The 14,747-nt window shown below is 47.6% G+C and carries 7 protein-coding genes and 5 pseudogenes; 5 read left to right on the top strand and 7 right to left on the bottom strand.

Translation table 11 applies throughout. The features are described 5' to 3' along the window. The first annotated feature begins 27 nt into the window (after nt 1–27). Nucleotides 28–816 carry a flagellar basal-body rod protein FlgG gene (gene flgG, locus QUE23_RS01615; RefSeq protein ID WP_015107017.1) on the top strand — a complete coding sequence of 263 codons (789 nt, stop codon included), beginning with the start codon at nt 28–30 and terminating at the stop codon, nt 814–816. Between the two features lie 87 nt (nt 817–903). Then, a pseudogene (locus QUE23_RS01610) lies at nt 904–1,935 on the top strand (lipid A deacylase LpxR family protein). A gap of 65 nt (nt 1,936–2,000) precedes the next feature. On the opposite strand, the pseudogene dxs reads toward QUE23_RS01610, so the two are convergent. The 5 genes and pseudogenes from dxs to QUE23_RS01585 all read right to left on the bottom strand — a co-directional run bounded on the left by dxs (nt 2,001) and on the right by QUE23_RS01585 (nt 8,029). Beyond that, nucleotides 2,001–3,819, bottom strand: a pseudogene (dxs, locus tag QUE23_RS01605) (1-deoxy-D-xylulose-5-phosphate synthase). A gap of 9 nt (nt 3,820–3,828) precedes the next feature. Beyond that, nucleotides 3,829–4,618 (bottom strand): annotated as a pseudogene (gene fliH / locus QUE23_RS01600) (flagellar assembly protein FliH). After that, nucleotides 4,611–5,639 (bottom strand): flagellar motor switch protein FliG, encoded by a 1,029-nt coding sequence (gene fliG / locus QUE23_RS01595; RefSeq protein WP_286348954.1) that lies wholly within the window; start codon nt 5,637–5,639, stop codon nt 4,611–4,613. The pseudogene fliH and the gene fliG overlap by 8 nt, the downstream one beginning before the upstream one ends. Then, nucleotides 5,640–7,346: a flagellar basal-body MS-ring/collar protein FliF gene (gene fliF / locus QUE23_RS01590; protein ID WP_286348953.1), complete on the bottom strand. Its 1,707-nt coding sequence runs from the start codon at nt 7,344–7,346 to the stop codon at nt 5,640–5,642. Nucleotides 7,347–7,354: 8 nt separating this feature from the next. After that, nucleotides 7,355–8,029 (bottom strand): phosphatase PAP2 family protein, encoded by a 675-nt coding sequence (locus QUE23_RS01585; RefSeq protein ID WP_286348952.1) that lies wholly within the window; start codon nt 8,027–8,029, stop codon nt 7,355–7,357. Between the two features lie 172 nt (nt 8,030–8,201). Between QUE23_RS01585 and napA the strand changes: the two are divergent. The 3 genes and pseudogenes from napA (at nt 8,202) to napH (ending at nt 12,566) form a co-directional block, all read left to right on the top strand. Further along, nucleotides 8,202–11,023, top strand: a pseudogene (gene napA / locus QUE23_RS01580) (periplasmic nitrate reductase subunit alpha). Next, a pseudogene (gene napG, locus QUE23_RS01575) lies at nt 11,024–11,772 on the top strand (ferredoxin-type protein NapG). It begins immediately after the preceding pseudogene. Further along, nucleotides 11,772–12,566 carry a quinol dehydrogenase ferredoxin subunit NapH gene (gene napH, locus QUE23_RS01570; protein WP_286348951.1) on the top strand — a complete coding sequence of 265 codons (795 nt, stop codon included), beginning with the start codon at nt 11,772–11,774 and terminating at the stop codon, nt 12,564–12,566. The pseudogene napG and the gene napH overlap by 1 nt, the downstream one beginning before the upstream one ends. A 115-nt stretch (nt 12,567–12,681) precedes the next feature. On the opposite strand, the gene QUE23_RS01565 is transcribed toward napH, so the two are convergent. Together QUE23_RS01565 and QUE23_RS01560 are read right to left on the bottom strand one after the other, a co-directional pair. Further along, a complete protein-coding gene (locus QUE23_RS01565; RefSeq protein WP_286348950.1) occupies nt 12,682–13,083 on the bottom strand; it encodes a hypothetical protein in 402 nt (133 codons plus the stop codon). After that, nucleotides 13,071–14,087, bottom strand: coding sequence for a replication initiation protein (locus QUE23_RS01560; RefSeq protein ID WP_286348949.1), 1,017 nt, complete (start codon nt 14,085–14,087; stop codon nt 13,071–13,073). Before QUE23_RS01560 ends, QUE23_RS01565 begins: the two co-directional genes overlap by 13 nt. Between the last annotated feature and the right edge of the window lie 660 nt (nt 14,088–14,747).

The raw sequence follows: 14,747 nt of genomic DNA, 5'->3' as shown, positions 1-14,747 counted from the left end.
GGTTTTAATTTTGAATAAAGGCTAGCCATGTTGCGATCTCTTTACAGTGCGACCACAGGAATGCTCGGGCAACAAACCCACATCGACACCACTTCTAACAACATTGCCAATGTCAACACCGTGGGCTTTAAACGCCAACGGGCAGACTTCAACGATCTCTTCTATCAGGCTTTGCAATACGCCGGCACTTCCACCTCGGACACCACCAAATCGCCCAATGGCATTGAAGTGGGCCTAGGTGTGCGGACTTCTAGCGTGACAAAAATGTTCTCTCAGGGCAGCCCTAAAGAAACGGAGAACAATCTAGATTTAGCCATCACAGGCAAGGGGTTTTTCCAAGTGCAAATGCCCGATGGCTCTACGGCTTACACCCGCGCGGGCAATTTTAAAATTGACGATCAGGGCAATATGGTGACCACCGAGGGCTACCCCATCATCCCCCAAATCACCTTCCCCCAAGACACCACACAAATCAGCATCGGCGTGGATGGCACGGTGAGCATCACCCAGGGCAATGCCACAACTTCTAATGTGATCGGACAGATCACTTTAGCTAATTTCATCAACCCTGCGGGCTTGCACGCTTTGGGTGATAATCTTTTGGCTGTAACCTCCGCCAGCGGTCCAGCGATTGTGGGTAATCCTAACGCCGATGGTTACGGGCAGTTGCGCCAAGGTTTTTTAGAGCTTAGCAATGTGCGCCTGGTCGAAGAGATGACCGATCTCATCACCGCCCAACGCGCTTACGAAGCCAATTCTAAGACGATCCAGACCGCAGATAACATGTTGCAGACGGTCAATAGCTTGAAGCGCTAGGGTTTTAGAAAGGAAGGGGTGCTTTCTTGGTTTTGTTTTGTCCCTCTGCGCTAGAGCATAGGGGTCGCTTGATTTTGTGTGATTTGCATGTTTTATGTCTTAGGAATTTTACTCATCTGTTGCCTTCCAATCGCAGCAAGCCCTTCGCATCCCTCTTTGCTGGATGTCCCCTCGCCTTTAGTTCCGTATAAAAAGCAATACATTAACCTGCTCTCTGAAAACGATGCCTATGTCTATCCAGCCGATCGCTATTACAGCGCGGGAAATCGTCTCAGCTACACGAGCAAAGAGTATAATTTTTGGGGTGCGGCTTACGCGCACTCTTGGATGGCTTGGAGTCGTTATTTAACCTTGATGATCCACTCCCCTAAAATGACTCGCTTTAGTGTGAGCATGACTCAGACCATGTACACACCGCACTTAGATAGCCATACGAGCAAAGCGATTGTGATGGGCGATCACCTCTATGCGGGCTGGTTGAGAGCCAATTTTGCCCTCTTCCAACGCGCCCCGCATGCTCTCGAGAAAATCTTCATTTCTCTAGGCACGGTCGGTCCCGATTCGATGGCAGGACAAACCCAAAATTGGTTGCATGGGCTATAGGGCGATAAAACCTTTCAAGGTTGGCATAACCAATTGCGCAATGAATTCATCTTCCAATTCAATTACCAGTGGTTGTATCAAGTCTATATCCTCAAAACGCGCTTTTTTAGCATGGATATTTTGCCCGGTGTGGATCTTGCCCTGGGCAATGCCATCACCCATGTACGCTTGGGTTCGCTCCTTAGATTTGGGTATAACTTAAGCGCAGATTTTGGACCCAATAAAATTGGCACTCTTTTTAGCGGAGGGCAGCCTTTTAGCAACCACTTTTCTTTTTACTTTTTTATAGGGGCCAGTGGCAGTTACCAACCTGTCGATATTTTTATCCAAGGTAATAGCCCGCAAACTAGAGGAATCACCCACCTACCCGATGCACTCTACGCTGTTGAGGGTGGATTTGCTCTGCTTTATCGAGGATTTCGCCTCTCTTTTATTGCCACTAACTTAAGCAAGGGATTTGAGGAGCAACCCTTAAGCCACAACATCGGTACCGCTGAACTGGATATTGCCTTCTAAAGACACTCATTGAATTGAGTTAATCTCTTCTCTTCAAAGAAGGGTGTTTGGGTAAACTTAATATATCACGCCATGCCTGGTATTCTCTTAGCCAAACTAGTAGGATCGATCTGTAAAGATTGTTCCACTAGGGTAGTGTTGCCATGTGCAGGGTATAAGTCAGCGATTTCAAAACTCTCGACACACACCCACCCCCACAAACTCCAACAAGGCACTAGCCACGCCCCCCATTTGGTACGAATCGCTGAAGACATAGATTTTAGAGTAGCGGGGCAGAATTTCTTTAAGCGCGCCATCTAAAGGTTTTAAAAAACACAAATCCAAGAGAGCCACCTTTAGACCCTGTGCTTCGACTAACTTTAAAGTTTCATACGCCCGCCCCACGCCATTGCCATAGCCCACAAATAAAATATCCCCCTCTGCTTTCAACAGCTCACATTTGCCGTAGACATACTCTTTAGGCGCAAAAACCCCTTCTTCTAATAAAAACGCTCCCCTAGGGTAGCGGAAAGCACAAGGTCCTTGGGTGTGCTCTTTGGCAAAGTGTATTGCCCTTTGGAGTGTGGCGTTGTCTCTAGGAGCGAGCAAGGTCATGTTAGGGATAGGGCGCAAATAGGCGATGTCTAGTAGCCCTTGGTGTGTTTCGCCATCCTCACCCACAATCCCCGCCCGATCGATGGCAAACTTCACGGGCAAGGACATGATGCCTACATCATGCACGATCTGATCGAACGCTCTTTGTAAGAAGGTGGAATAAATGCTCACAAAGGGTTTAAAGCCCTCTTTGGCTAGGGCAGCCATAGAGGTTACGGCGTGCTGCTCGGCAATGCCCACATCCCAAAAGCGCCTAGGATAGCTGTCTATGAGTTTGCCAAGCCCCGTACCCCCGGGCATGGCCGCTGTAACCCCCACGATTTTATCATCAAGACTAGCCAACTCAAAGAGCGTGTCTGAGTAGATTTGTGTGGGGTTGGCGACTTTGGGCGCGCTTTTGAGGCTTTGTCCGGTTTTTAAATCAAAAGGCCCCACGCCATGCCACTTTTCATACTTGCCCTCCGCCATTTTATAGCCCTTACCCTTGGTGGTTTGGGCGTGGATGAGTAGGGGGGTTTTGGTGTCTTTAGCTAGTTTCAACGCTTGCGTGATTGCCTCTAAGTCGTGCCCATCAATGGGTCCTAAGTAGCTGATGCCTAGCTCTTCAAAGAAAATCCCCGGAGTGATGAGTTTTAAAGACTCTTCAAAACGATTCGCGAGATAATTCACGCCTTCGGGCATGGACTTTAAAACGCCCTTGATTTTGTCCCGCAAAGACTGGTAAAGCGGGCGTGCCATCAAGTGGGACAAAGCGTTGCTGATCGCCCCTATGGGTTTGGCGATGCTCATTTCATTGTCATTGAGCAGAATGACTAAAGGGTATTTGCGATCGCCTAGTTCATCTAAGGCTTCATAAGCCAATCCTGCGCTAAGGCTTCCATCGCCGATCATCACAACCGGCACTTCTGTTTTACCTGCCAGTGCATAAGCTTTAGCCACACCCACACCCACAGATAAAGCCGTGGAGCTGTGCCCGGCGATGAAGTAGTCATAGGGCGACTCGCTAGGGCGCACAAATCCGCTAAGTCCGCCCATTTGACGCAAGGTATCAAAGGCTTCGAATCGTCCTGTTAAAAGTTTATGGGCATAGGCTTGGTGGCTGGTGTCGAAGATAAAGGGGTGCTTATCCTTATCAAAGACACTGTGCAAGCCCACAATGAGCTCAATCGCGCCCAAAGAAGAGCTCAAATGCCCCCCGTGCGCACTCACCACTTCTAAAATCCGCCCTCTAAGCTGGGCACACACCTGCTCTAAATGGGGCAAATCTCGCTCATAAACTTCTAAATCCATGCTCTGTTGTTATGCCTTTAGATTGTCTAACACGCTCTCTTTGAGGTTTTTATAGCGCGCCATTAAGTTGCCATCGATGTTGCCTTGTGAACTGGTGATCAAAACCCCCCCCTTAGCGATCGCATCGCTGGGTTCTAGCTTGATTTTGGGCAAATCCTTGAGATTTTGGGAGAGATAGGGGTAGTCTAGGGTGTTGACTTTCACGCAAATGTCTGTCGCATCCATGATATTTTTCAACAATTCTTTGGCTAGGGCTAAAGCGACTTCTTGACTCTTTTCCTCCACTTCTTTGACGATCACCTCTTTGGCGATCTCTACGGCGATCGCGCTGAGTTCCTTTTCTAGGGCTTCTAGGTGGCTTTGGGATTGTTGCATTTTTTGGTCGATGGCGGTGAGTGATTGCAATAAATGGGTCTTTTCCTCATCTACGCTGGCACTTAACTCCTCTTTAGCCTTTTGCTCACCCTCTTTAAAACCTATTTTGTAATTGTCCTCTCTAGTTTGCTGCAAGAGAGTTTGGTTTTCCTCTTGGCTCTTTTCAAACTGCATTTGGAGTTTGGCAAGCTGGCTAGAGAGCTCATCGGTTTTTTTTAACAAACACTCAATGAGATCGTTTTCTAATTGGATGGATCGCTCAAGGTGTTCATCTTCTTGGGGGGCTCGGGTTGCTCTTTTTGGGCTTTTTCTCTTCAGGCTGTTCGGCGGCAATTTCAGCGAAAGATTTAAAGGTGTAGCGTTTGATTGTATGTTTGTCAAGGTCTTCTTTGGGGATTAAATTTTCATCGCTAAAATTATTCAACGACGTCTTCCTCTCCGCCCATTTGGATCACGCCTTTTTCTGCTAGAGATTGGACGATCTCAATGATTTTTCTTTGCGCCGATTCGACATCTTTGATTTTCACCGCTCCCAAATAGGCCATCTCTTCGATGAACTGGTCGCTCGCCCGGCTACTCATGTTGCTTAGGAATTTTGTTTTTAACTCTTCTGTAGAAGTCTTGAGCGCCAAAGTGAGGTCTTTTTTATCCGCCACTTTAAGGATTTCACGAATGGCGAAGTTGTCGAGGGTGCTGATGTCTTCAAAGGTGAACATCATCTCTTTAATGTCGTTGGCGAGTTTTGCATCGATGTTTTCAATGCGCGCTAGAGTGGTTTTGGCCGCTTTTTGGCCTAAGCGGTTAAAGATTTCAGCCACCGCACGCGTGCCGCCCACTTCGACTTTATAGCTCGTCAAGGCTTCTAATTTATTCTCAAGCACGGTGGAAACCCTTTTGACCACTTGTGGGGAGATGTCGCCTAAACTTGCCATCCTAATACTCACTTCCGCCTTCATGTCATCGGGGAAAAAGCTTAGAGTCTCAGCGGCGTTGGCTGACTCCATATGCGCCAAAATTAAGGCGATGGTTTGGGGATGTTCGTTGATGATGAAGTCGGCGAGTTGCTGGGGTTTGATGCGCCCTAGATAAGAAAAGTTTTTTTGGGTTTGTAGACTACGGCTGAGTTTCTCTAATATGACCTTGGCCTGCTCGGGACCCAAAGCCTTGATCAAAAGCTCCCTAGCGTACTCCAACCCCCCGCTGTTGATGTACTGGTTGGATTGTAAAATGGCAAAAAATTCTTCTAAAACCGCCGCCCCAATGGCCTTGTCCGTCCCGTTGAGCTGGACGATCTGCTTGCTGATCTCTGTAATGGAGTCCACATCTAAATGGCGTAAAATCCCGGCGGTCGCTTCCTCACCCACTTGGATGAGCAAAATGGCGATCTTTTCAGACATCGTAAATTCATCGAGTTGTGTCTTTTGCCTAGGGGTTAATTTTGCCATCTACTTTCCTTTTGTGCTGGTCATGCTGGTCGCCACCTCATCCTTAATCAAAAGTTTAAACAAGGAGGCGATCTCCTCGGGTTTCTCCTTAATGGAGTTGCTCACCCTTTCAAGCATAATATCATACTTGACATCCTCTTCATTAAAGCTCGCACTAAGGCCCAACTGATCCTCCACTTTTTTGCGTATTTCGCCGAAGCGATCGACCTCTTCATCATCGTCTTCATCAACTGCAAAGAGGGATTGTACTTTTTCTTCCTCGTCAGGATGAATCTCAAGCATGCGCTGGCTGAAAGGCGTGATGACCCTTTTGTAAAAGACATAGAGCACCAAGCCCACAATCAAATATTTCAGCAAAGATGAGAAGGGTCCTAGGATTTTTTCCGTAGTTGCCACGACTTTCTCATACGCGCTCATGGGCACATATTTAGCCGACTTGCCATTAAACTCAAAGTTGCTCACAGTGACGGCATCGCCCCTAGCTTGGTTATAGCCGATGGCTTGTTTCACTAAAGCGTTGATCTTCTCCATTTCATCGGCACTTAAGGCCACATACTCGATGCTCTCTTTGCCATTTTTATTGACTTTTTGGTACTTGCCATCCACCACCACCGCAGCATTGAGGCGAGTCAACACTCCAAACTCACCCTTGATTTCGCTCACGGTCTTACCCACTTCGTAGTTTGTGGTGTTGGTGGACTTCTCGTATTTCTCTTTTTCCGCGCTGTTTAAACCTTGTACAGGGCCAATGTTGCTCACCACCCCGGGCACGCCGCCCACTTGCTTTTTGGGTAGGCCTTCCTTTTTCTCTTCCATTGTCTGCTCGCTGCGCACGACATTGTTGGGATCAAAGGTTTCTTTGGTGCTCTTCTTTTGGCTAAAGTCAAACTCCGCACTCACTTTAGCCACGACCTTGTCATGCCCGCCCACAATGGGGGCTAAAATGTTAGCGATTTTGCTTTCTAAGATATTTTCAAAGTTTTGTTTATAGTGCAACTGGGCTTGGGCCAACTCTCTGGTGGTGTCTAGCTCATCGTTTTCTCCCAAAGGCTCGCCGTTCTCATTGACCAGCTTGACATTTTCCACCGTGAGCTTGGGCACAGAGGCGGCGATCAAATTCTTAATGCCTAGAATTTGCTTAGGCAACAGACGCATGTTGGGCTTGATTTTAAGCATCACCGAAGCCGTGGGGGGGATTTCACGACTCACAAACACACTGTCTTTGGGGATGGCGATGTGCACATCGGCTTTTTCAATGGGGGTTAGGCTTTCAATGGTGCGGCTAAGTTCCCCCTCAATGGCGCGGATGTACTTGATGTTTTGATCAAAGTCGGTCGCCCCAAAGTCTTTCACATCAAAGATTTCATAGCCCACCTTGCTAGTCTTTGGAATGCCTTGAGAAGCCAAAGTGATGCGCTCTTCATAGACCTTTTCTTTGGGGATCAAAATGGTGTCGTCTTTGGGGATTTTATAGGGGATGTGTTTTTGTTGTAGGTGCTGTAAAATCAGCGCGTTGTCGCTCGCATCCATGCCCTCAAAGAGCACCCCATATCCACTCAAATCCCCCCGATCTTTGGTGGGGTAGAGCAACAAAAAGACCAAAAAGGCCACAATCAAGGACATTGCCACTACGATGGTGATCTTTTGTGCCCTATTGAGTCTTGAAAAAAGGCGGATAATTTGTTGTAGTAAGCCCTTAAAATCCACGAGCCATCCTAAAAGCCATCAATATAAGGTCGTTTTAAACATCCAAGGTAAAATCCCATAGAGCAACACACAAAGCCCAACCCCATGCAAAACCCCCCAAGCACATCCGTGGGGTAGTGCACCCCCAAATACACTCGATCGTACATCATCAGAAAAATCCACAAAAATAAAAATACAAAACCCCCTGCTTTCACGTTTACGCTGGCTTTAGAAAAGCAGAGCAAAAGAGCCAACAAGCCATAAAAAAGCGCGGCCGCTAGGGCGTGACCACTGGGGAAGCTAAAGCCATGCGCCAAATACAGCTCTCCATTAGTGGCTGGGCGTGGGCGTGCCACGAGCTGCTTTAGCCCCTTAAGCGCCACCTCCCCCACAAACACGGTGCTAAAAAACCAAACCCCTAGAGCGGTGCGCTTTTGAAACACCCACCAAGCGGCGATGAGTAGAGCTATAGGCGTGGTGAGTTTAGATTGGGCAAACCAAGTGCTCACAAGCACAAATTTTAACCAAATTCCTTGAGTGGGGGCAGGATTGCGGATCAGGTCAATAAAAAAGGCATCTAAACCTTGCACCCACTCTTGCTTTTGGACGACCCCAAGTGCATCTAGTCCTAGCAGCACAAAAAAGAACGCTCCTAACATCCACAATAACTTGACCGCTGAGTTTTGCCCATTTTTTGCGTCCATTAACCCTCCATAGGGAGTTGCCATGTAGTATCTCCATACCCTAGTTATAAAGGGCAATGATAACTAAAAATTGATAAAAAATAGCCATAAGCCCCGGCCATTTACCCAACATTTGCCCTAAAAACGCATAAATTCCACTATAATGTCTCTACAAAAGTACAAAGGACAGTCCATGACAACAAATCCCTCAGAAGATGTAACCCCCCAAAATGAGAGCCGCCGAGAGTTTTTAAAATCAGCCGCCTTAGCCTCTGCGATGGGCAGTGCAGGGCTCTTAACCCCTCCCGCTTTGCAAGCCAAGGCCGAACATGCCCAAGAAGGCTGGAAGTGGGATAAGGCCGTGTGCCGTTTTTGTGGCACAGGCTGTGGGATCATGGTCGCCACCAAAGACGACAAAATTGTCGCCACCAAGGGCGACCCTTTGGCTCCGGTCAATCGTGGCTTGAACTGCATTAAAGGCTACTTCAACGCCAAAATCATGTACGGGGCGGATCGCCTCGTAGAGCCCCTTTTAAGGGTGAATGAAAAGGGCGAGTTTGACAAAAAAGGCAAATTCCAGCAAGTTTCTTGGAAACGCGCTTTTGATGAAATGGAGAAGCAGTTTAAAAAATATTATAAAGAAATGGGCCCCACTGGCGTGGGGATCTTTGGCAGCGGGCAATACACGATCCTAGAGGGTTATGCCGCCCTTAAATTGATGAAAGCCGGCTTTAGGGGCAACAACATCGACCCCAACGCTCGCCACTGCATGGCAAGCGCGGCTGCCGGGTTTATGCAAACCTTTGGGATCGATGAGCCCAGCGGGTGCTATGACGACATCGAAGCCACGGACACCATCATCACTTGGGGGGCAAACATGGCAGAAATGCACCCCATTTTATGGTCAAGGGTGAGCGATCGAAAGCTTAACAGCCCCGACAAGGTCAAGGTCATCAACTTAACAACCTTTTCTAACCGCACTTCTAGCGTGGCAGATGTAGAGATCATCTTCACGCCCAACACGGACTTAGCCATTTGGAATTACATTGCCAGAGAGATTGTCTATAACCACCCCGAGGCGATCGATCAAAAATTCTTAGACGATCACATTGTCTTTGCCACCGGATACGCCGACATTGGCTATGGCATGCGCTCCGATCCCAACCACCACGGCTTTAAAGCGAGCGAAAAGGACACCGTCGCCAAACAAAACGCCATCACCTTGGATGAAGATGAGGCGATTGCCCTCAAACACTTGGGCGTGAAAGCGGGCGAGGTGTTCAAAATGGAGCACCAAAAAGAGGCTGGCAAGCACTGGCAAATCACTTTTGCGCAATTTAAAGAAGCCTTAGAGCCCTACACTTTGGACTATGTCGCTCAGGTGGCTAAAGGTGATAGCAACGAGTCGATGGAGAGCTTTAAGCATAAATTACAGCACTTGGCTAAACTTTACATCGAGAAAGACCGCAAGGTGGTGAGCTTTTGGACGATGGGCTTTAACCAACACACAAGGGGTTCTTGGGTGAATGAACAAGCCTACATGGTGCATTTCTTGCTCGGCAAACAAGCCAAGCCCGGCTGTGGGGCGTTCTCACTCACCGGCCAGCCCAGCGCATGTGGCACGGCTAGAGAGGTGGGGACATTTAGCCACCGCCTGCCCGCAGATATGGTGGTGAATAACCCCGAGCATGTCAAAATCGCCGAAAAGCTTTGGCATTTGCCCAAAGGCACGATCAACCCCAAACCCGGCTACCACTTTTTAGCGATGATGCGTGCCCTTGAAGATGGCAAGGTGAAATTCATTTGGGTGCAGGTGAATAACCCTTGGCAAAACACCGCGAATGCCAACCACTGGATCAAGGCGGCTAGAGAAATGGATAATTTCATCGTGGTGAGCGATTGCTACCCCGGGATCAGCGCGAAAGTGGCGGATTTGATCTTGCCCACGGCGATGATTTATGAAAAATGGGGGCTTATGGCAACGCCGAACGGCGCACCCAACATTGGAAACAACAGGTTACGCCCGTGGGATCTGCCATGAGCGACACTTGGCAGATTTTAGAGTTTGCCAAACGCTTTAAACTCAAAGAAGTGTGGGGTGAGCATAAAATTGACGACAAGCTCACCTTGCCTAATGTCTTGGCTGAGGCACGCAAAATGGGCTACAAGGACAACGACACGCTCTACCATGTGCTCTTTGACAACCGCTTCAGCCGTAAGTTTTTAGCCAGCGACCCTATCGGTAGGGGTGCACCTAACTCTGAGGTATTTGGGGACAGACGCCATGTCATTGGCAGCGATGGCAAGCCCTTTAAAGGCTATGGCTTCTTCATCCAAAAATATTTATGGGAGGAGTACCGCAAATTCGGCAAGGGGCACGGGCATGATTTGGCCTACTTTGATGACTACCACAGAGCACGGGGCTTAAGATGGCCGGTGGTCAATGGCAAAGAAACCCTTTGGCGTTTCAACACCAAATACGATCCTTACGCCAAAAAAGCCGCCCCCAATGGCGACTTTGCCTTCTATGGCAAGGCGGGTAAAAAGCTGGTGAGTGGGGATTTAAGAGGCCCACAGGGCACAGAGGCCAAAAGCCTAGCCAACAAGGCTAAGATTTTCTTTAGACCTTTCATGAAAGCCCCTGAGCGCCCCAGCAAAGAGTATCCCTTTTGGCTGGCAACTGGACGGGTGTTGGAGCATTGGCACAGCGGCACGATGACCATGCGCGTGCCCGAACTCTTTAGAGCCGTGCCTGAGGCTTTGTGTTACATGCACGAGGAAGATGGTAAAAAGCTAGGTCTAAATCAGGGCGATGCCGTGTGGATCGAATCGCGTCGGGGCAGCGTGAAAGCGCGGGTGGACATGCGCGGACGCAACAAACCGCCGGCAGGGCTGGTTTATGTGCCTTGGTTTGATGAAAATGTGTTCATCAACAAGGTTTGTTTGGACGCGACTTGCCCCATTTCTAAGCAAACGGATTATAAAAAATGTGCGGTGCGAATCACCAAGGCATAGATGCAAAGACGGGTGTTTTTACAAACAGCCCTTAAGGGGGCTTGTCTGTGTGCTGGCGGGGGGCGTTTTTGGGGGCAATGCTGAAAGCCAAAAAGCAAGATCGTTACAGCTTGAGACCCCCGGGAGCGGAAAATGAAGACCGCTTTTTAAGCTTGTGTATCCGCTGTGGGCTGTGCGTGAAAGATTGCCCCTACAACACGTTGAAGCTCGCCACTCTACTAGATCACGCTAGGGTGGGCACGCCTTTTTTTGAAGCCCGTAAAGTCCCGTGTTATCTTTGCCCTGACATTCCCTGTATCAAGGCTTGCCCTACAGACGCGCTTAATAAAAAGCATTTAGAGAAAAATCAAGGGGTGGGTTCGCTCAAAATGGGCGTGGCGGTGGTTGATCCCATCTCTTGTGTGGCGTTTTGGGGGATTCGCTGCGATGTGTGCTACCGGGTTTGCCCGCTCATCGATCGGGCGATCAAGCTAGAGATGAAACACAACACACGCACAGGCAAGCACGCCTACATGCTGCCCGTTGTCGAAAACGATGTGTGCGTGGGCTGTGGGCTGTGTGAGCGGGCTTGCATCACCAAAGAGCCGGCCATTCGGGTTTTGCCCGTGGCGTTTGTGAGCGGGGAGGTGGGGAATCACTATGTCAAAGGTTGGGACCCTAAAGATCAAGAGCGGGTGAAAAATGCCAAGCCCAACACCCTAAATCCCAAAACAGACAACCCTCTAGATTATCTTAACAAAGGGCTTTAATGCGCTATTTGGTGCTAAGACGGCTCGTACAGGTGGGCATTTTAGCCCTGTTTGCTGCCAACACTTTTGTCTTAAAGGGCAATTTAAGCGCGTCTAAGTTGTTTAACACCATCCCCTTAAGCGACCCCTTTGCAGTCTTGCAGGTGTTTTTAGCCAGTTTGCATATAGAAATCACCGCCCTTTTAGGGGCACTGCTTGTGCTTACCGTTTATGGTTTGTTTTTGGGGCGGGCATTTTGTGCGTGGGTGTGTCCGGTGAACATGGTTGTGGATTTTGCGGCGTGGGTTAGACGCAAGTTCCAGTTTAAGGGCGTGCACTTAGGTTTACCTAAGAACTTGCGCTACATTCTCTTAGTCCTAAGTTTAATCCTCTCCTTTGTGCTTGCCACGCCTGCGTTTGAGAGCGTGTCTTTTATCGGGGTGATTCAAAGAGGGGTCATTTTAGGCACGGCTTCTTGGTTTTTTGTGGCGTTCTTGCTCTTTTGCGTGGACGCGTTTTTGGGCGAGAAGATCGTTTGTTCTAAGCTTTGTCCCTTGGGAGCGTTTTACGCTTTAACAAGCCGCTATGCGCTTTTAAAAATCAAGCACGATGCCATGCGTTGCACCAAGTGCGATCTGTGTTTTGAGATTTGCCCAGAACGGCAAGTGCTGTGGATGGTGGGGCTTAAGAGCGTGTCGGTCAATTCGGGGGAGTGCACCCGTTGCGGACGCTGCATTGAGGTCTGTGGCGATGATGCCCTAGAATTTAGTATTTTGGACTTGAAGGGCAGTTTTAAGAAAAAGGGCTTAGACTAAGGCTTTTGGCAAAACCATGTAGTCTTTTCCCCCTTAAAGTCCGTTTGTATCTCTTTTATGGCTTTAAAATACTGCCATTTATCATTGCCTTGTAACACCACATGCCCTGCCATGCTTAAACCCTTTTATCACTGCCTAAAACTTCAAATTGCCCCGCTATCCATTCTCTGGTTTTGGCTGGGTAGATGTCTATGAGTCGCACTGCCTTAAATAAGTGTTCTGGATGGTCTACACGAAGTTTTCCCTGTGTGTTGATTAAGCCCTTCAAGGTCTTAACATCCTCTCTGCTAAAGTGGCGATGATAGGCTTTATTCTCTTTATGGTCTTGTATAAGGGCATCTAACACTGCGCTTTTAGTGTTTCTAGCCTTTAGGACATTTTGGCGTGTCTCTTGCTCGGCAATGGTTTTGGGATTAGGGGCGACTTCAAAGATGATCCCTGTAACTTTACCCCCTCGTCCTGTTCTAATTTTTCTGTAGTGAATGGCACTGTAAATGCGCTGGTCTAGCAACTGCATTTTTTCAGCGTGTTCTTTGATCTCATCTTGGGTGTAGGCGAGTTCTTTGCAAGCGGGGGTAAGTACATAATGTTGATAGCACGCATTTCGTAGTTTTTAGGTATACCCATATATTCGCAAAAGCCTTTAAAGTCGTTTTTATAAGTGTTAATAGTGATGTAACCATTGACCACTTTGTCTTTAAAACGCTCAATGAGACGAAAAAGACCTTTAGCGTATTTGCCTTTAATGCTTAAAAATTTTTTGAGCTGAAAGGCCGTGAAGTTGCCTTTTAGGGCGTTTAACAAGTAGGTGAAGTGGGGGTGATTTACTTGTATCTCTATATCTTTGACTTTGGTTTTTGCATCATCATAGTAGTTGATGGCAAAGGTTCTAAAAAGTATATGGTTCTCATCGCGCCTTGGGAGCAATATCCAAAAGTTAGCTCCTCCGATCTTTTTCCACACCCCTTTAACAATCTTAATCAATTCACTATTTTTGATATTTGGATAGCCAATGATAGCCTTGAGCTCTTTAGGGTTAAAATGGACTATAGTATCCCCTTGTTCTTTAATGATATTGAAGATTGAAAAGAGCAAATTGCTTTCTAGTGCCCCTAAGTTGCCTAGCTTAACTTTATACATGTCGTTGTGAAGTGCCACTTGCCCGGGGTTATGGACTCGGATATTTTCGTATAAAACGGAAGCCTTTTGGGGTTCTTGTGTTGTAAAAGCTAAAGCTCTGTGTGGCTCTTGCTGTGGAGGCGTTTTAGACACTTCTTGTGGAGTTTCTTTAGACTCAGATTGTAAAGATTGTGTTTGGAGTGCTACTTGTGGACTATCTATTCGAGTTGTAGCAACTTCTACAACTTCTGTTGCAATCTGTGTGGTGTGGTTAAAGGACACCATCTCCTCTGTGTCTACCCGCTCTGTCCATGTAGTTAAGATGGTTTGTATGTGTTCAATGCAGTCTTTGATGCTGTCTTCTATGTTCTTTTGTAAAATAGGACGGATCGTGTTGTCCAACTTATCTTGTAAACTAGATATTGACTCCGTGAGGTGTTTTAGGTGCTTGATTGCATCCTGTGATGTGTTGATGCCGCTTGTGTTGTTGCTATCCCACTCGTTAGCGAAGATTATTTGGACTATTTCTTTAAGAATTACCCTCTTTTCTTCAAATAACTCAGCTAGTCTAGCTGGATTATTGCTGTTTTGAATCTCTAAAACTATAACAATATCTAAGTCGTCTCAATGTAAGCCAAGCTGACGCTTGGCATCTATATTGCTCTTGGGGGCAAGCCCCCAAACCCCCAAGAGAGGGTTTTGAAGTGAGAGATGAGTTTGTTTTCTTGGCTTTATGATGCCATTGCAGTAAAGGGAGCCTTTGGTTTAAAACGAGAATGAGCGTTTAAAAGGTCATAGGACGCTTTCTTGGGTTAAAGGGTTTTGATGGGTTAGGGGTAAAGTGATGGTTGTAGACGTGACATGGCGTGAAGAAAGGCGTAAAGAAAGGGGAATAGAGGGAAGGGGCGAGCTAGACAAGTTGGTAAGATAGCCATAGAACGCTCTAAAACGCTCTAAAATCGATTTTGTGGGCTTTGTAATGGGTTGACTCTTTTTGCAAAAGTCGCGCTGTATGGCCAGTTTATAGTTCTAAAAACGCTATTAATTTTATAGGTTGTGTTG

Origin of the sequence: Helicobacter felistomachi (genome assembly GCF_030296895.1) — a bacterium.
In the GTDB taxonomy this organism is placed as follows: domain Bacteria; phylum Campylobacterota; class Campylobacteria; order Campylobacterales; family Helicobacteraceae; genus Helicobacter; species Helicobacter felistomachi.
The sequence above is the reverse complement of the archived record's forward strand: the minus strand, read 5'-3'. Positions and strand labels throughout refer to the sequence as shown.

What these genes read in the sequence shown, in the direction of transcription:
- QUE23_RS01565 (WP_286348950.1), bottom strand. Translation starts at nt 13,083, where the DNA reads ATGCAGTTGCTAGACCAGCGCATTTACAGTGCCATTCACTACAGAAAA.
- flgG (WP_015107017.1), top strand. Translation starts at nt 28, where the DNA reads ATGTTGCGATCTCTTTACAGTGCGACCACAGGAATGCTCGGGCAACAA.
- napH (WP_286348951.1), top strand. Translation starts at nt 11,772, where the DNA reads ATGCGCTATTTGGTGCTAAGACGGCTCGTACAGGTGGGCATTTTAGCC.
- QUE23_RS01585 (WP_286348952.1), bottom strand. Translation starts at nt 8,029, where the DNA reads ATGGACGCAAAAAATGGGCAAAACTCAGCGGTCAAGTTATTGTGGATG.
- fliG (WP_286348954.1), bottom strand. Translation starts at nt 5,639, where the DNA reads ATGGCAAAATTAACCCCTAGGCAAAAGACACAACTCGATGAATTTACG.